Source organism: Spirosoma arboris (genome assembly GCF_009754945.1).
Taxonomy (GTDB): Bacteria; Bacteroidota; Bacteroidia; order Cytophagales; family Spirosomataceae; genus Spirosoma; species Spirosoma arboris.
This window is the reverse complement of record NZ_WPIN01000003.1, coordinates 266013-283500: the sequence shown is the minus strand read 5'-3', so window position 1 is coordinate 283500 and position 17488 is coordinate 266013. Positions and strand designations below refer to the sequence as shown.

Sequence of the window (17488 nt, the reverse complement as noted above, 5' to 3'; positions counted from 1 at the left end):
GCCTCTTTTCACTCACTAAACTGTATGGCTCCTAAAATCTTAGTCATTGAAGACGAAACCCACATCCGGGAAAATGTAGCGGCTTTACTAACCTTGAAAGGCTACGCCGTGGCAACGGCTCCCAACGGTCGGGAAGGTCTTCTCCAGGCTATCGTATACCTGCCCGATCTAATTCTGTGTGATATCAGGATGCCGGAAATGGATGGTTATCAATTGCTGGAAGCCATTAGGAATAACCGCTCGTTAGCAACCGTTCCGTTTATTTTTCTGACGGCCAAAACCGAAGAAACAGATCTGCGTCGGGGAATGGTCCTTGGAGCCGATGATTACCTGACCAAACCATTCACGCTGGATAGCTTGCTACAGAGTATCGAAAGTCGACTTCAGCGTGAAGCTCAGCGGGAAGCCGACTTGCAAAGCCGCTTAGGAGACCTCCGCCGAACCATCAACAGCGTATCCAGTCATGAATATAATACCCCGCTGACCTGTATCCTTGGCTTCGTTTCGTTACTGATGGATCATTCTGACGAATTTGATCAGAGTGATCGCCTTTCTATGCTGGCCATGATTAAATCGGCAAGCCTACGCTTAAAACGGTCGTTAGATAACCTGAGGTTACTGGAGGAGTTGCATCAGGTTGACACATTGCCATCTGCCTTCACCTTTTTTTCCACCGGTAGTTCATGGATTGATACGAATGTGGTGAAGCAGCATATTCAAAAGGTAAATGATCGGCAAGATCAGCCCTTAACTTGTCGACTTGAGATTGAGAGGGCACACGTTACTCTTTCCGAAACAAGCTTAGGAACCGTTATCGAGGAGCTGGTTGACAATGCACATAAGTTTTCGGATGGCACACAACCCGTTCAGATAAGTGGTCATCAAGGAGAATTGACGTACCAACTCCGCATTTCGAATCATGGGCAACTATTTAAACCAGAAGATATTGCCCGCATTGCACCTTATATGCAATTCGACCGGAAGACGTATGAGCAACAAGGGTCGGGACTCGGCCTGGCGATTGTAAAAAAGCTGTTAGCCCTCAATAAAGGATCACTAGTGATTGAAAGCCAGCTTACCGGAGAAACGTCAGTAATAGTTACGTTGCCGTCGGTATTGGAGTAAGGTCTGGCATGTTGATGATGATTATGCTGAGGTTGGATCTAGCGGAGGAACGGATTCACTAGTTGTAAGGCACTAAGACAACCCTACTTTTGACTACGTCTGTTTTTGTGGAGCTGCTGAACTTTGCAGAAACAAAAAAACAGCAAAATGAAAATTGTAGTAACAGGTTCGTTAGGACACATCAGCAAGCCCTGGCAGAGAAATTAGTGCAAAAAGGGCATACTGTTACGGTGATCAGCAGTAACCCGGAAAAGAAAAAAGATATTGACACAGTTCAGCGGGCACTCCCTATGAAATTAGGGTTTGAGCATCCGCAGTCGTTCAGCAAGTTATTCAAGACAAAAACCAACCTTTCCCCTTTGGAATTCAGGCAGTCGTTTAATTGACGAAATCACCTCATTATAGACTGACTAATACTACTTTTTCGCTTCTAACGAATCGCACTTGGTCAACCATTGTTATCACACGTTCGTGTACTTAATACGGCATTTCATGAAGTATAACGCCTTATTCGTGAGGAAATCAATAAAATTGCGCTGACCACTTTAGTCATATGACCGAATAATATATTTCGACCCGTCAAATTGCCTTTCTGGCAGGATTTTGGCCGTAGGTTAGTCAACCCATTTACCTCAACCTATGGAACGAACTATCAATATCAATCTACTTAAAGAGTATATCAAAACACTCATTGCTACAGAAGTCGTCTTCCCCGGAATTGTACCTCGTCAATGGGGCAATGAATTCACCAGACTTGAATTACAGGTGATCCACTCAACGTTGAAATTTGTACTCAGAACAGCCAATAATACACAAAACCCAAAAGCACTTATTGATGCAGTCAGGCAAGTTGAAAAACCTGATCTAAACCTACACTGGTTTTTGTGTGACCATTGGGAAGCTATTGTTTCGATACTGATAAAGTACCCGTATGTCCTAGTTCGAAAATCGTCCCTTCTGCATGAGTTGAATTAATCTCAACCTAATCAACTCCATTCACCTACAAACTTCCGTTAACTACCATCCAATTTGGGTCATTCACAACATTTGATCCACCCTCCTTTGATAGGCGCGTACCTTTCGTCTAATTGGATTATCCAACCTTCCTCTTTTGTAAACCCGAAAGCTTCGACCGTGAGGAAGAAGCTTTTGCTTTACTACAAAAAACGTTGGCTTCGGACAGTTCAGTGTTTACAAATTATTTCCAATGAATAGTCAAGGTTATACTTAACAGTTTTGAGTGAACTATGAGAATAGAGTAACTCATACGATGATTTTTACACACCTGCCTGGTTGGTTTCGGTGAATGTAACTCGGAATCGCTCTACCAGTTGCATAGTAAAATAATACGATAAAACGGGAAATTTCCCCTTAAAAAAGGGTGTTTTTCCCCTAGTAATTTGATTGTAAAAGCTGACTTTTACGACTTTCATCAATATAGGATATGAAACTAGGTGATGTATACTTTATACATTTTCCAGTAGCTGTTCCTGGACTAAATACCCCCACAACGGGACACGAAACAAGCCTACGCGATTTGGTTCGCCTATCCATTCGGCTCTTTTTCAGAGTCGTTTCAGACGAATGACAACTAGTCTGCCCCTGTCCACTTCACGGACTATATCTGGTTTAACGAGTAGTGACTATAATACCCGGGGCTGCGATGGCATACTGACCCGAATTGACAACAAATCAACTGGTAGTATCCTGGTAGTTTCACTACTAGATTAACAAACAGTTGAGACATTACTTTACGATCGACCTTATCTCTTTTTAGCCTAAATATGTACCTGAATTTTAACTGATTTATGGAGGGACTTCCCAGAAACCGCACCCAGACAACCCAACGAATTGTAGAAGCACTGGAAGAAGAAATTAACGAATGGGGATGGCAGGCAGTAGCCGTCAATCGGATTGCCCAAAAGGCGGGCGTCAGTAAAACACTTATATATCGCTATTTTGGTAGTCTGGAGGGGTTAATGGTGTACTACCTGAAAATGGGTAAACTCTTTCCAGTTTTTACACCTCAGGTTCTGGATCACCTGCGCCCCCTGCAAAAGTCGGACCTGGCTCGTATTTGGTATCGACAGGTAATTCAGACTTATCGATCGTTCAGGAGTTCTAAACCAGCACGAGAGCTGCTAAAAGCTACTCTTTCTGAGAGTGACCCAACGGCAGACATGGTGAGTGAAGCTTTGGATGAAGAGTTGACTCGGTTGGTGGAGCAACTCACCTTTGTAGAGGGAACTGATACCAAAGCGGTGTCGGCCGTAATACTAGGGGCTATGTCGTATTTAACCATCATGGCTCAAAATAATCGCACAGTAGTTGGCATTGATTTACGGAGCGAAGCTGGTTGGGAGCGAATTGAAGAGGCTGTTAAGCTGCTTTACATCGGGGTTAACAAATTGGCAGTAGACTCTGACGAAGTAACGCTAACTAGCCAGCTAGTTAATGCGATTGATGATCAATGGCCATGATAATCAATCGCATTAAAGTAACAGCATGTGATCAGTAAATTAAATCCTAAAATAACTTATAGACAACAACTTAGGGTAACAAAGTACAGCTCGTAAACACACGCCAGACTTTATGAATTGGTGGATCGTTTTTCAATTGTACCAATGGGTCGTCATCCCACAAAACATACCGGACGATTATTTGATAACTGATTCTACCTTTTTTGCTCAGGCGCGGAGTCGACAGCAGATTAGCCTGGATCATCCAGATACGTTGTTGCTCGATATAGCTATTTTTCACGCGACCAACGAGCTCAGACGTCAGGTTGGATTACCCGTTTTAATGTATGATCCTGGTTTGTATAGAGCCGCTCATACCCATGCGGAGTCGATGATTCAAAACCACTATTATGGTCATGATAATTTCTACAGTTTAGCCGAACTTACATCGGCTAAACGTATCTATAGACAAACCAATCGCTTTAATTATACCGCCGAGAACATCGGGCAATATTCAACCATTGACACGCCCGACTATTTCTGTGCCCGTTACAATGCTACTACGCATCAATATGAGTACTTTGATTTAGAAACGAAAAAAGTATATTTTCCATTTAGCTATGCGGGTTACGCCCGTTTTGCAGTCCAGGAATGGCTTCATTCCATTCATCACCGGGCTAATTTGCTGAGCCCACTTTATACGCATGTAGGGTGCGCCGGCCGTTTGTCGGCCAACCCATACCGTGAACGTCGACCACCCTTTGGTCGATTAGTTCAGAATTTTGGTGCCCAGTGCAGTTCCCAACTGACAACTACACATTAGCACTTTCCCAATAAGGAATAAACGAGTTAGTGCGGTCTTGATCTGGCTCTAGGTTGCCAATTACTAGAGCCAGATCGATAGTTACTTATCCTTTCGTGGACATAGACGATCCACCAATGCGTCGAAGAGTAAAGAAAACACGCTTCATTCTACGACGGGAAACAGCGATCTGCACACCAGTATGCATCGTGATATAGGCTGTAGCAGGCGTAATTACGATGCTTTCCTTGATAAATCTGGGGTTAATCATAGCGCTCTTACTAATTCGTACTAGCGTGGGATAGCCTACCTCATACCACTTTAACGTGTGGCTCGTTAACTCGGTAGTGCCATTTGAAAAGTAGATATTGCTGTAATTGCCATTGCCGAGGGCATACATAATCTGATCAGCGTCCAGTAATTGTTTTCGCATAGGGATGAACTATTGGTTGCCCATATGTACGAAAAATGGGGATGGTTTGGTTTGCTGCTTTAGTGTTTTTATTTGCAATAATGTAGCTCTTTTGCTGTATTAAGTTTAGGAAATGGAGAATTTTGGTGATTAAAGTAACTTATTGGTGATAATTAAATCAAAGCCGCTTAATCGCGTTTGCCCCAATTGTCGTGTAAATCAAGATGAACAGCGTTTTCTGATGTGGCAAAAAAAGTGTTAGTTTGAGCCGTCGCAAAAGCGTATTTGCCTATTTCTATAATAAAGCTCTACTGATTCGTCAACTTAACTTCTCTATGCGAATTGTTTTAGACTACCATGGCCATACGTCCAAATCCTACCCCAACCAATACCGATATTCAGCTTTGGGAGCAACTAAAAAATGGGAATGAGCTAGCTTTTGGTAAGCTACTGGCCAAATACTTCAATCCGTTGCAGAACTATGGCTACAAATTTGTCCGGAATGAAGATTTTGTGAAAGACTGTGTTCAGGAAGTGTTTATCGAAATCTGGAATAGGAGGGACCGGATTAGCACACCCGACAGCGTGCGTGCTTACTTGCTCAGTTGCGTTCGGAAACGGGTGCTGCGTGAAGGGCACCGCCAACATATCATCCGGGAAGATGCGTCTATCGACCTGGAAAATGAGTTGACTTTTGTGGAGTTTTCGCCGGAGTGGTTATTGATTGAACAGGAGAGTGTTGCCGAAACAACGCATCGAATTGCAGATGCACTAAATAAATTACCCAAGCGGCAACGGGAGGTTATTTATCTACGCTACTATCAAAATCTTGAACGGGATGAAATCGCAGCCATCATGGGCGTGAACCCGCAATCCATATCGAATTTATTACAGGCCGCTTTTAAAAATTTTCGAGACAACTGGGCTGGTTTACTCATTTTGGTCAATGTACTTGGTCACGCTTCTTTCTAAATACGGGCTAAAACAAGTATCTGAGCCCAAATTTGGCCATCTGTTAGTATCTAATACGCATTGAGACCTACTCCAACGCAGCATGAATCCCAATTACCAGAAATATAGTGTTGAAGATTTTACCCAGGATGAACAGTTCCGACAATGGGTTATTCAACGAGACCCGGAGAGTGAAGCATTCTGGACAGAATGGCTGGATTCGCATCCGGAGGCATCGGGGAAAGTGCAGTTGGCCAGGGCCTTTCTGTATGCGCTGGAAGAAAAAAATACTGCTTTATCAACCGATGAATTAACGAGCATTACAGACGATATTATTCGCCAGAATAAACAAGTAGTGCGTCCGCTCTGGTCGACCCCTATGGTCCGGGTAGCTGCGTCAATTCTGGTTATTCTCGGACTTGGTTATTTATTTTTAGTGCACCAGCCCGCATCATCGCGGCTCGATAAGCTGGCGGAAATTAGTCCTGTGCTGGCGGTTAATTATAACGAGATCGAGAATACAAAGCCAGAACCTCAGGATGTTACCCTTCAGGACGGAAGCGTGGTTACACTTTATACACATAGCAAGTTGCGCTACCCAAAGCAGTTTACCCCGAAACTGCGCGAAGTATACCTGACTGGAGAAGCCTTTTTTAAGATCACAAAAAACCCTAAAAAGCCATTCTGGGTGCACGCAGATCAGATTTCGACGCAGGTATTAGGCACTTCATTTCTGGTAAAAGCAGAAGGAAACAATGCTAAAGTGGAAGTGCGTTCGGGACGGGTATCGGTATATACCCGAAAGGATATTCGGGCGGCTCGACGGTTGCAGCAAAAAGAATCAGTAGGTGTGGTGCTTACGGCTAATCAACAGGTCGCCTTTATTGAGAAAGAAGACCGGTTGGTAAAGTCTGTTGTTGAGCAGCCCATTGTTCTTCAGAAGATTGAACGCCATGAATACGAGTTTGAGGAGGTACCCATTGACAAGGTGTTCAAGCAGCTCGAAAAGACCTACGGCTTAACGGTTATCTATGATCCGGTAACCGTTAAAAACTGTTTTATTACCGCCAGTTTCTCCGACGAATCGCTGTTTGAAAGGCTGAATTTGATTTGTCGAATTTCCCGTGCTACCTACGAAATTGTCGATGGGCAGATCATCATTCACAGTGTTGGATGTGATAATAAGTAGGTATATTTGACTTAGTTAAGTAGATGCTGAAAACTATTTATAAAAATAATGACAAATAATACAGTATCTACCTAACTGAATTGCTATCCATGGGTAAATACCCGTTTTACTCATGGATAAACTCTATTCTAAGTACCCATCCTTCATCCGACTCATGAAGCTATCGGTTACTCAACTTCTGATCGCTGGTATATTCGTGAGTACCACCTGGGCCCATAGCGCCCGTGGGCAGGAGCTGCTCGATCAATATGTTCGGATAAAAGCAGGCAGTACAAATCTGAAAAGTACGCTGGCACATCTGGAGCGTAGTACAAACGTTCGGTTTATTTACAACCCCAAGGAAATTCAGGCAGATCAGCGTGTGACTCTGAGTGCCCGGTCTGTCACGCTCAAAGATTTCCTCAGCGAGCTACTGACGCCTTTACGTATTAACTATGAGGTGTCAGGTAAACAGATTGCGCTATTCAAAAATCCCTCTACCGGTAGTACTGATTCTGGCGATGGCATCGATCAACTGACTTCTAATCATTTGGGCAGGGCCGTTACCGACCGGACAGTTTCGGGTCGTGTGCTTGATGGCACAAACGGCTCAGGGTTGCCCGGCGTTAGTGTGGTTCTGAAAGACACTCGCCTGGGTACTGTAACCGATGGCGAAGGAAAATTTAAGCTGTCGATTCCAGAACAATACAATACGGCAAGCGCCACCCTGATATTTTCGTTTATTGGGTATGTTAGTCAGGAAGCTTTGGTGGGTAGTCGCAGCTCGGTTGATGTGACGTTAGCGCTTGATAATAAACAACTAAGTGAGGTAGTCGTAGTGGGTTATGGTACGCAATCCCGCAAAAACCTCACGACCGCTATCAGCACCATCAAACCCGAAGAGCTGAACCGGGGGGCCATCAGCGATGTCGGTCAATTGTTGCAGGGTAAAGTGCCGGGTCTGAACATTTCGGCCAGTGGCGACCCTAACACCCCATCGGCGGTTGTATTGCGGGGCGCGTCGACAATCAACAGTTCGCAGGGGCCTTTTTACGTCATTGATGGCGTACCAGGTGCCGATATTTCCATCATTGCCCCCGACGATATTGCATCAATTGACGTATTGAAAGATGCCGCTGCCACCGCTATTTACGGAAACCGTGCCGCCAATGGGGTAATTATGGTGACGACGAAGCGGGGTAAAAAAGGGCAGATGCAGGTTAGCTATAGCGGCTATATGGGTATTGAAAAAGTATCCAGCAAGCTGAACATGATGGATGCCACCCAATTGCGGGATTTTCTGTCGAAAAACGGTCAGTCATTTTCGCCCATTGATGATAAAGGAGCGAATACCAACTGGCAGCAGGCCGTTGAGAAAAATTCGGCTGTTTCACAAAACCACAACCTGTCGATTAGCGGAGGCTCGGAGCATAGCAACTATAGCGCGAGTATCAACTATTTAGATAAGCAGGGTATTTTGCAGGGAAGCTCCCTGAGCCGGGTTATTGCTCGCCTGGCGGTTGAGCAGTATGCGCTGAATGACAAAGTGAAATTTAGCCTGAACGTCACAAACTCAAATAGCAACGCCAATAATACCCCTTTGCGCAACAACGTATTGTTGCAGATGATCAACCACTTACCGGTTTCGCCAATTACCAATGCGGATGGTAGCTATTTTGAGAACTTTCAGAATACGGGCTATTTCAATCCGGTGGCGATGATCAACCATGCCAAGGACAATACCAAATACAACAACCTGGTTGGGTCGTTCAACACTCACGTGACGCTTCCGTTTGGACTCTCGTACGACATGAACCTGTCGTATCAGAACAACACATCGCTGCACGGTGAATCATACGATAGTTATTACACCCAATACAACAGCGCGAATTTTTATAATAACCCCGATCCACCGTCCGTACACAGCATCCTGAACTTCGGTACAAATGGCTCGGCGCTTCGGAATACGTACCAAACGACGCGCAAAGTGCTGGAAACCTTTCTTACCTGGGACAAAAGCTTTGGCGATCATACGATCAATGCCGTGTTAGGGTATTCCTATCAGGGTTCCATTTCGGGTGATGGCTTCCAGACGTCGAGCACAAACTTCCCCGTCGATAACATTGGTTACAACAATTTTGCCCTGAGTAATCCCTATGCCGTTTCGTCGTACCGCATCAATTTCGGGGCCGATGGCATTTATCAGGAAACCAAGTTGATTTCTGATTTCGCCCGTCTGAACTATAATTACAAAGATAAATACCTGATTCAGGGGTCGGTTCGTCGTGATGGAAGTTCGGTGTTTGGCGCGAATAATCAGTGGGGGTATTTCCCGGCGGGTAGTGTCGCGTGGCGCGTGAATCAGGAAGGGTTCATGCAGAATCAGAAGCTGTTTAACGACCTGAAGGTACGGGCTAGTTACGGGGTTACTGGTAACTCATCGGGTTTCAATGCCTACACGGCGCAGTTCATTTCGGGTAGCCTGGGTACTTATTATTACAACGGTGTTCAAACGGCTGCTTATGGCCCTACGCAGGCGGCCAATCCAAATTTACAATGGGAAAAAACAGCAACCACTAACATCGGGGTTGATTTCACCGTCCTGAAAGGCAAACTGAGTGGTACGGTAGAATGGTACAACAAAGAGACAACGGGTATGATTTATTCGTATCGTGTCGATCCAATTCTGGTTCCAGTGGGCAGCATTATTGCCAACGGAGGCAACATGAGTAACAAGGGTATTGAAGTAAGTTTAAGTGCGACACCCGTTCAGAAGGGGAAATTTAGTTGGACAACTGGTCTCAATCTGGCCCATAACACTAATAAAATCAATAGCTTAACCAATCCGCTCTTCGTTGGGGGAGATTCGGTTCGGATAACGCAGCCCGAAGGCGCTGGCCAAACGGGTAGTACGTTGCAGATTCTAAAAGCAGGTATGCCACTGGGTCAATTCTTTACGCTGCAATACGCAGGTAAAAATGACAAGGGCGTCTCTCAGTACGTTGATCACAACGGCAACCTAACGACTACGCCAGTCATTGGCACCGATTATAAGTATATGGGCAGTCCGCAACCTAAACTGCTGGTTGGCTGGACGAACACCCTGCGCTATGGTAACCTCGATTTCAATGTGTTTTTCAGAGGGGTGTTTGGAAACAAGATTTTCAACGCCACTCGTGCTGATTTGTTCCGGCCAAGTACCGCCCAATTTACCAATATTCTGGTCGATGCAGCGGACGAAAAAGCCACGGATGTAAACTCCTTCAAATACTCTAGCCGCTTTATCGAAGATGGTAGTTACGTGCGCCTTGACAACGCGACATTGGGCTATAATTTCAAAAATCTGGGCCAATACGTAAAGACCATTCGGGTTTACGCTTCCGTGAATAATGCGTTTGTCATTACCAGCTACAAAGGAATCGACCCTGAAGTTAACCAGGGGGGCATTGCACCGGGGATAGATGCGAACAATTTCTATCCAAAAACCCGGACTATTCTGATCGGGCTAAACGCGTCATTCTAACACCTTAGCGGAAAAAAACAATGAAAAATATACTAACCACTGGCGCGTTCCTGGGGCTGATTATGTTCCTGATTGCGGCTTGTCATGATGTAACCGTTCCTGTCAACACCGAGTTGACGCCCGATATTTTTCCTCAGAACTCATCCCAGTTTATTCAGGCATCTGGCCCGCCTTATGCAGCACTCCGGGGTAATTTTGCTTTAGATTACTGGTTCATGCAGTCGCTCAGTACCGATGAAGCGATTCTGCCCGCTCGGGGTGGAAACTGGTATGATAACCAGAACTACCGAATGCTCCATTACCATAGCTGGACCAAAGACCATGGTTGGACAAACAGCGCCTGGAGCTGGTTATCGACGGTAATTGGGGCCTCCAATCAAGCCTTGTCGATTCTGGGGCAAACAATACCGGCTTCTACAGCAAAGTCGACGAACCTGGCCGAACTGAAAATGGTACGTGCCCTGGCGTATTTTATGATGATGGATCTGTATGGCAATGTGCCGATTGATACTACCTACGGTGATTTTACACCCCACCCCAAAGTAGAGCGTACTCAGGTCTTTTCCTTCATTGAAAAAGAAGTGAAAAATGCGCTTCCATACCTGAGTCGTGTGTCAGGACAAACGACTTATGGTCGGGCAAACAAATTCACGGGCTTTTCCTTGCTGGCCAAAATGTATCTGAACGCTGAATATTATACAGGCACCCAACGCTATACTGATGCGGTCGTGGCCTGCGATAGCGTAATCAATTCTGGTTTGTATTCGCTGGAACCAAGATCGTCCTACCTCCAGCAATTCTATCCAAACAATGGCCCACAGATGAAGGAATTCATCTTTGCCATTCCGTATGATCCGGCGGCTGGCGTTATGTCTGGGACCAATGGCATGATGTATCACGCCCGCTATGATGTGCCGAGATCAGAGACCGCAAAATTCAATTTGCCATTCGTACCCAGCGCGCCGGAAAGTACGCTACCCGAATACTACGCGAATTTCAAAGATGTCAATGATATCCGAAATAACCAGTGGCTCACAGGATTGCAGTTTATGAACGACGGCGTAACACCTGTAACCGTAACGACGACGAAAAAAGGCTACGATCAATTCTACACGGGTTCGGATGGGGCGGCAGCCTATACGTATCAGGTAAATTTGACGCCGGATATTTTGCTCCGCCAGGATGTGGCCACTTATGACTGTGGGAACGATGAAATTGCCTGGAATATGGGTTATCGGAATATCAAGTTTTATCCTGATGCCTCATCGACGTCACGCAATCAGAACAACGACGTCCCGGTTTTTCGGTATTCAGATATTATCCTGATGAAAGCCGAAGCCATTCTTCGGGGCGGTACCGCAACGCAGGGGCAAACGGCGGTTTCGCTGGTTAACCAATTACGGACTAACCGCACCACGAGTGCTGCGTTATCCAGTGTAACCTTAGACGACGTATATGCTGAGCGTTGCCGAGAATTTGCCTGGGAAGCCTGGCACCGTAATGACATGATCCGGTTTGGAAAGTATGAAGGAAAGTGGGGCTTCAAAACGGATGCGGATGTAAATCGTCGGATTTTCCCGATCCCTACAAACGCCTTCACGGTCAACCCCGCCCTTACTCAAAATCCAGGCTATTAAAATTAATGAGTGATTGAGCGAATGAGTGATTGAGCGAATGAGTGAATAACTAAATGCTACGTCAACTATTCACTCAATCACTCATTCGCTCAATCACTCATTAAATATGGAAACCATTTCGAGGCAGTCTTTTTTACAGCAGTGTTTGGGTATAGGGGCATTTATTAGCCTGTCGCCATTGGTAGCGAATGCTTGGGCTAACCGAACAACAGACGATGATTTCTACAAAAAAATAGTTCTGGCCAACAACCAGGAAGTTGCTAAACTGCTAAAATCATTAGCGCCGGAGATTACCGAAGTCAGAAGACGATCGGGTTATGAGTTGGCCAATTTAGCAGCCGCTTTCTGTGAGCCTACGTCGCAGTATTACCAGAAAGAAGAGGTAGTGCCTTACATGGCAAAAATTATCCGGTTTCTGGTGAAAGCGCAACATGCCGACGGTACACTCGATTTTGGGAATTTAGCTTCACCGCCTGATACCGCCTTTATTCTGGAGCCACTTTGTGCCGCCGGGAATATCCTGAAAGCGAACGACAGCGCGTCGTTAAGAGAGGTGAAATCGTTGCTCAAAGAGTTTATTGTCAAAGCAGGGGAGGCCCTCCGACTGGGTGGTGTGCATACGCCCAATCACCGCTGGGTTGTGTCGGCGGCATTGGCAAAAATTAATGCGTTATTTCCAAATCCGGCCTACGTTAAACGGATTCATGAGTGGCTTTCTGAAGGCGTTTATTGCGACAAAGATGGCAATTTTCTGGAACGAAGCATGAACTATTCGGCGGTGATTGACCGGTCACTAATTACGATTGGCCGTCTGCTCCCGATGCCTTCTTTATTTGAGCCAGTCCGTAAAAACCTTGGCCTGGTCTATTACCATTCAGAACCAAACGGAGAGTTAGTTACGGTCGACTCCCGCAGGCAGGATCAGTACGCACCCATCAATATTCTCTATTTCTACCACGACTATTATTACCTGGCCATCAATGACAATAATCCTGAATTTGCGGCTATTGCAAAATACATAGAAACGCTGAAGGGGTTTGATGAACGTGTTCTGAGTGATTTATTAGTCTATTTCTTAGAAGATCCGCTCTATAAAAAGCCACTTCCTGCGCCCAAAGCACCATCGGTTAATTTTGAGAAATTCTTTACTGAAACCAACCTCGTCCGAATCCGACGTAACAATACAACTACAACCATTTTTGGGGGTACCGATTTCCCGATCATCATTGCGTCTGGACGGGCCAATAGCCCTAATTTCTTTGCGTTCAGAAAAGGGGAGGCTATTCTGAAATACATGCGCTTCTCGACTGACTTTTTCAGCACGGGCTATTTCCATAGTCAGGGAATAACAAAGTCAGGTAGTGCCTACATACTGCATCAAAAAATAGAAGCGCCTTATTATCAGCCCTTACCCGCTAAGTTTAAACGAGCGGACGGAAATTACAAGCATTCGCAAAGTACCGACGGGCGATTCTGGAATAAGATGGATTTCGAACATCGGCCGCAGAGTAATATCAATACGTTAGAGACCACCATTCGGGTCGAAGAGAAAAATGGCTCCAATGAATTGACGTTTTCCTCCAAAGGAACGGAGGGCGTGCATGTGGTGATCGAGTTCTGTTTTAAAGAAGGCGGGAATCTGACCGGATTGAAAAAACTAGACGGACCTTCGGATAATTATACCTTAGAAAGCGGCCAGGGCACGTATAGCTATGGCAACGATTCGATAAAATTTGGACCGGGCGTTTTCAAACACACAAAACTAACCGGCCTCGAAGGTGAGCTATACAGTTCCCATTTCGGTACGTTGCGAACAGAGGGTATGCACGTTTTCTTTACCGGAATTACGCCGTTTGAGCATACGGTTACGATTGGGTAATCTGTGCATTTGTTCAAGTTTAGTAAGCGACCTGAATTTTGTCCGCAAGTGAACACGATTCGTCCAGTTGCGGACAGTATCAATAAATGGTACAAAGTATAAGTTGTTGAAAGTCAATAATGTTTCGGAGTTGGCATACACTTTGGATTAAGTAGTTCAACGCAGTAAACAACACAAACACTAAACAACTACTACCATGTTACCACTAATGAGCAAAGTCGCTACCTCTCTTTTACTAAGCGCTTCGACCCTATTTAATCCTACGACCCCCAAGACACTTTCCTTCGATGCTAGTGCCTACGTGACCGTCGATCACCAAATTCGGCTGGCTGTTCAAAAGTCAGCCGAGGTGCCTGTTGATGTGGTACTTCGCAACAAAAGTCACGAGGTGCTTTATCAACACAGTATTGGCAAAAAAGAAGGCAAGTACGCTGTGAAGCTGAACGTGAATGACCTGGCCGATGGCGAATATGAATTAGAAATCAAATCGAGTGAAGGCAGCATTGTTAAGCAACTGAATGTGTCTTCTCAACCGGTTCAACAGGCCAGCCGTGTTATTGCGATGAACTAGGCACATGAAGCTGAGAACTAACAGACAAAGCCCGACATGATCGGGCTTTGTCTGTTGAGATGAAGTTGAGAGTTAAATCACCGATGGTCAATATACGGCATGCTTGTACTTGTTTCAAGAGTTACAGATCATTCTTTCTTCGTGAATTCCTGATTATCTCGCGTATTTTTTTGTACGGCAATAGCACCGAATAAGCCTAGTAAAAAGGCAAATGCATAAAACCCTTTTTCACTAGGCAAAAGGGTTGCATTCCATAGACCAATTGTCAAAAGCGAAATAGACAAGATTGTCGAAAACCAGCAGATACCATAGTAAATATCCGTTACAGGGAGTCCTTCCAATCGGTCTCTGACGCTTTTTTGGACAGATACCACAGAGAAAATGCCAAACATTAAGACGGTAAAATAGAAGCCTTTCTCGTTTAGAAGCATGTCGGATCGCCAGAGGCCAATTAAGTATCCGAACATACCTGCCCCAAGAGCAAGCCATGAAGCGCCTATAAAGGCAGCTGATGTTTTCTGATTCATTGTAGTTGTTGGTTGTTTAAGCATTGGCAGTTACTATCACAAAAGTAATGGAGTGATCACGCACCCGTTAGCGAAAACTTTCAACAAGGTACTTTGAGTTTTTAATTGGTAGCCGTAAGTAAATAACTGGCAACGGCTTTAGCGAGACGCTACTAAAAGGACAAACGATGTACATTCGCCCATCTGCTATTTTAGCTTACATTGCCTTCTTGAAGAATGGTAGTAATCTCGTTCAAACACCACGTTAACTCCTCGGCACGAGTTCGATGGTAATAGTTTTCATCAGAAGATCTTGCATAATAGGCCTCCTGGTTTGCTTCCTCTAATCGTTTGGTAAGCCGTATTCTCAAATTTTCTATTTTTTCGTTCATGTTACCCACATGTATCGTATAGGAAAAATGAAGAACGAAAATGAGTCGGCCTACTCATTTCGGTAAGCTATCGGTTCAATTATGGGCTCGCCAGGTGAATAATCGTCCCGAATATTTATTGGTGCGTAGATTTGCCAGGTGATGCGTTTGAAGTACTGCTCGTGCGGCTTGTACTGCGTTTCAGTTTACGACCACTACTACGTTGGGACTGAGATGCTCCCTGATCGATGGCCGCCGACTGATTAGCAACCGGGCTGCCACTCTGACCACTAGCTCCGTCATTGGTGGCGCTGCCGTTTGTGGAACCATCGACTGTTGAGCTACTTGTAGAGCCGGAGCCCGCTGTTGAGCGTTGGCCTGATTTGTGTGGGCTAGTCTTCACGCCCAATTCATTTTTACCACTTGCACCTGATAAGCCATTCTGTGAAGCTGAGGGTATAGTGCCATTGCTTGTGGCACGTGTGGAATTGGTAGCCTGAGCAATAGCGTTAACGTTGGCTATCGTGAGCAGCATGACTCCCAATACTGCAGCATGTTTCATAACCGTGAGTTGATTTAGAATGCTTGTCTACAGTACTAAACAATTAGGGCAAAAAAAAGAATAATAACTGAGCGAATGGGACTTATCGATTACCCATAAAAAAAGCTCTCTGGATTTCCCAAAGAGCTTTTCCCAATGACTTAGGTGACTCTATAAGTAATCAATAATACGCTTGCCTGAAATGCCATTCTGCAATTCCCGGCGTATAACAGCCCGCCGACGACGTGGATGAGTTGATACATATTTTACCCGCATTTTGAGGGTAAAACTAATTAGCATGTAAACACCAAATAGGCACCCCAAAATAACAATAGAGAGCGTATTTGAGATATTGCGATGTAGTAATAGGAATGTGATGGTGTTGAACAGGGAAGCTCCACAAAGTACAGCCGTTGCGCCAACATGCGACAGTCCGTTATCCAGTAGAATATGGTGCATATGGTTACGATCGGCTGAGAAAGGCGAACGACCTGCCAAAATTCTGACCAGAAAAACGCGTAATGTGTCGAAAATCGGTACAATCAGAATAACAATGGCAATGATAGGCGCGTTGAAAAACGCCGTTGGCTCGTATCGATAAGATGCGTTGAGGCTAACGAAGCGTACAGCAAAGAAAGCCAGCATAAAACCAATAATGAGCGAACCTGTATTCCCCATAAAAATCTTGCTGGTTTTCGAGAAATTGAACCGAAGAAAACCCAGCAGTGCACCCGTCAATGTAAAAGCCAGGCAAGCCATCGTAAAATGGTTTGTCAGCAAAAACCATCCGCCAAACGTACCACTGGCAATAGTAGCAATACCACCTGCCAGTCCGTCAATGCCATCGATGAGGTTAATTGCGTTCGTCAGCGTAATGAAAATAAAGCACGTCAGCAAAACACCCACGACTATATCAATATGGTGAAAACCCATAATGCCATACAAATAGTCGATGCGCAAATCGCCAAAGAGAATAAGAATCATGGCAGCCAGTACCTGAAACATTAACTTTTTGGCAGGGTCAATGCCAACAAGATCGTCTTTGATACCAATAAAAAACAGGATTGTCATGCCAACAATCGACAGATTCGTTCTATAAATTTCGGTCTGATCAATGCTGGGCCATAAGAAATAGGCAATCAGTATTGCCGCAAAAATGGCAATGCCGCCAAACGTTGGGGTGGGCGTAGAGTGTGACCGGCGTTCGCCGGGTTTCTCCATGAGCGATTTTAGCTCGGAAATCTTGATGATTACAGGAATCGCTACAACAGAAACAAAGCAGGCAACCAGAAACGCAAGCACGCATTGGTATAGGCCAAGCGTAAACAGGTCATCGCTGAATTTATGTTGTAAGTAAGCTATAAATAAATCAATGTTCATAAGGCAGGACGTTTAGATATTGTTTCCCTTTTGGGGTTTTCATAAACAATTCGTCGAGTAACGCTACCTGATACCGGGGCTTGTTTAGTCATTTCGGCCAGGAAAGGAGCGTAAAAATCACGGGTTTAGCTAATAAAAGAGGCAAAATCTGATTTAACGGTCA

At 45.0% G+C, this 17488-nt stretch carries 14 protein-coding genes and 1 pseudogene; 11 read left to right on the top strand and 4 right to left on the bottom strand.

Annotated features, from left to right (window positions below):
• Window positions 1–24 precede the first annotated feature (24 nt).
• The 5 genes and pseudogenes from GO755_RS08925 to GO755_RS08905 all read left to right on the top strand — a co-directional run bounded on the left by GO755_RS08925 (window position 25) and on the right by GO755_RS08905 (window position 4407).
• A complete protein-coding gene (locus GO755_RS08925; protein WP_157584407.1) occupies window positions 25–1125 on the top strand; it encodes a hybrid sensor histidine kinase/response regulator in 1101 nt (366 codons plus the stop codon).
• A gap of 293 nt (window positions 1126–1418) precedes the next feature.
• A pseudogene (locus GO755_RS08920) lies at window positions 1419–1511 on the top strand (AraC family transcriptional regulator); the annotation flags it as partial.
• A gap of 253 nt (window positions 1512–1764) precedes the next feature.
• The gene (locus GO755_RS08915) at window positions 1765–2100 is read left to right on the top strand and encodes a hypothetical protein (RefSeq protein ID WP_157584406.1); all 336 of its coding nucleotides are present in this window, start codon (window positions 1765–1767) and stop codon (window positions 2098–2100) included.
• 833 nt (window positions 2101–2933) lie between these two features.
• Window positions 2934–3605 carry a TetR/AcrR family transcriptional regulator gene (locus tag GO755_RS08910; protein ID WP_157584405.1) on the top strand — a complete coding sequence of 224 codons (672 nt, stop codon included), beginning with the start codon at window positions 2934–2936 and terminating at the stop codon, window positions 3603–3605.
• A gap of 112 nt (window positions 3606–3717) precedes the next feature.
• Window positions 3718–4407 (top strand): CAP domain-containing protein, encoded by a 690-nt coding sequence (locus GO755_RS08905; RefSeq protein ID WP_157584404.1) that lies wholly within the window; start codon window positions 3718–3720, stop codon window positions 4405–4407.
• 85 nt (window positions 4408–4492) lie between these two features.
• Here GO755_RS08905 and GO755_RS08900 read toward each other — a convergent pair whose 3' ends face one another.
• Window positions 4493–4819, bottom strand: a complete 327-nt coding sequence (locus GO755_RS08900; protein WP_157584403.1) for a LytTR family DNA-binding domain-containing protein — start codon at window positions 4817–4819, stop codon at window positions 4493–4495.
• Between the two features lie 336 nt (window positions 4820–5155).
• Here GO755_RS08900 and GO755_RS08895 point away from each other — a divergent pair, with 336 nt between their 5' ends.
• The 6 genes from GO755_RS08895 to GO755_RS08870 all read left to right on the top strand — a co-directional run bounded on the left by GO755_RS08895 (window position 5156) and on the right by GO755_RS08870 (window position 14527).
• On the top strand, window positions 5156–5770 hold the full coding sequence (locus GO755_RS08895) for an RNA polymerase sigma factor (RefSeq protein WP_157584402.1): 615 nt from the start codon (window positions 5156–5158) through the stop codon (window positions 5768–5770).
• An 82-nt stretch (window positions 5771–5852) separates the two neighbouring features.
• Entirely contained in the window at window positions 5853–6938 is a 1086-nt protein-coding gene (locus tag GO755_RS08890) for a FecR family protein (RefSeq protein WP_157584401.1), read from the top strand.
• A gap of 112 nt (window positions 6939–7050) precedes the next feature.
• Window positions 7051–10440, top strand: a complete 3390-nt coding sequence (locus GO755_RS08885) for a TonB-dependent receptor (protein WP_157584400.1) — start codon at window positions 7051–7053, stop codon at window positions 10438–10440.
• A 20-nt stretch (window positions 10441–10460) separates the two neighbouring features.
• Window positions 10461–12077 carry a RagB/SusD family nutrient uptake outer membrane protein gene (locus GO755_RS08880; RefSeq protein WP_157584399.1) on the top strand — a complete coding sequence of 539 codons (1617 nt, stop codon included), beginning with the start codon at window positions 10461–10463 and terminating at the stop codon, window positions 12075–12077.
• Between the two features lie 106 nt (window positions 12078–12183).
• A complete protein-coding gene (locus tag GO755_RS08875; RefSeq protein WP_157584398.1) occupies window positions 12184–13956 on the top strand; it encodes a hypothetical protein in 1773 nt (590 codons plus the stop codon).
• 196 nt (window positions 13957–14152) lie between these two features.
• On the top strand, window positions 14153–14527 hold the full coding sequence (locus GO755_RS08870; RefSeq protein ID WP_227686899.1) for a hypothetical protein: 375 nt from the start codon (window positions 14153–14155) through the stop codon (window positions 14525–14527).
• Window positions 14528–14655: 128 nt separating this feature from the next.
• Here GO755_RS08870 and yiaA read toward each other — a convergent pair whose 3' ends face one another.
• From yiaA to GO755_RS08855, 3 genes are all read right to left on the bottom strand, one after another.
• Window positions 14656–15054, bottom strand: a complete 399-nt coding sequence (yiaA, locus tag GO755_RS08865) for an inner membrane protein YiaA (protein ID WP_157584397.1) — start codon at window positions 15052–15054, stop codon at window positions 14656–14658.
• A 486-nt stretch (window positions 15055–15540) separates the two neighbouring features.
• Window positions 15541–15966 carry a hypothetical protein gene (locus tag GO755_RS08860; protein WP_157584396.1) on the bottom strand — a complete coding sequence of 142 codons (426 nt, stop codon included), beginning with the start codon at window positions 15964–15966 and terminating at the stop codon, window positions 15541–15543.
• A gap of 150 nt (window positions 15967–16116) precedes the next feature.
• Window positions 16117–17325, bottom strand: coding sequence for a glycosyltransferase family 4 protein (locus GO755_RS08855; RefSeq protein WP_157584395.1), 1209 nt, complete (start codon window positions 17323–17325; stop codon window positions 16117–16119).
• Window positions 17326–17488: the final 163 nt, after the last annotated feature.

Bases quoted from the DNA above. Each gene is read 5' to 3' on its own strand.
- GO755_RS08860 (WP_157584396.1), bottom strand. From the start codon at position 15,966: ATGAAACATGCTGCAGTATTGGGAGTCATGCTGCTCACGATAGCCAAC.
- GO755_RS08875 (WP_157584398.1), top strand. From the start codon at position 12,184: ATGGAAACCATTTCGAGGCAGTCTTTTTTACAGCAGTGTTTGGGTATA.
- GO755_RS08925 (WP_157584407.1), top strand. From the start codon at position 25: ATGGCTCCTAAAATCTTAGTCATTGAAGACGAAACCCACATCCGGGAA.
- GO755_RS08910 (WP_157584405.1), top strand. From the start codon at position 2,934: ATGGAGGGACTTCCCAGAAACCGCACCCAGACAACCCAACGAATTGTA.
- GO755_RS08880 (WP_157584399.1), top strand. From the start codon at position 10,461: ATGAAAAATATACTAACCACTGGCGCGTTCCTGGGGCTGATTATGTTC.
- GO755_RS08855 (WP_157584395.1), bottom strand. From the start codon at position 17,325: ATGAACATTGATTTATTTATAGCTTACTTACAACATAAATTCAGCGAT.
- GO755_RS08895 (WP_157584402.1), top strand. From the start codon at position 5,156: ATGGCCATACGTCCAAATCCTACCCCAACCAATACCGATATTCAGCTT.
- yiaA (WP_157584397.1), bottom strand. From the start codon at position 15,054: ATGAATCAGAAAACATCAGCTGCCTTTATAGGCGCTTCATGGCTTGCT.
- GO755_RS08885 (WP_157584400.1), top strand. From the start codon at position 7,051: ATGGATAAACTCTATTCTAAGTACCCATCCTTCATCCGACTCATGAAG.
- GO755_RS08900 (WP_157584403.1), bottom strand. From the start codon at position 4,819: ATGCGAAAACAATTACTGGACGCTGATCAGATTATGTATGCCCTCGGC.
- GO755_RS08915 (WP_157584406.1), top strand. From the start codon at position 1,765: ATGGAACGAACTATCAATATCAATCTACTTAAAGAGTATATCAAAACA.
- GO755_RS08890 (WP_157584401.1), top strand. From the start codon at position 5,853: ATGAATCCCAATTACCAGAAATATAGTGTTGAAGATTTTACCCAGGAT.
- GO755_RS08905 (WP_157584404.1), top strand. From the start codon at position 3,718: ATGAATTGGTGGATCGTTTTTCAATTGTACCAATGGGTCGTCATCCCA.
- GO755_RS08870 (WP_227686899.1), top strand. From the start codon at position 14,153: ATGTTACCACTAATGAGCAAAGTCGCTACCTCTCTTTTACTAAGCGCT.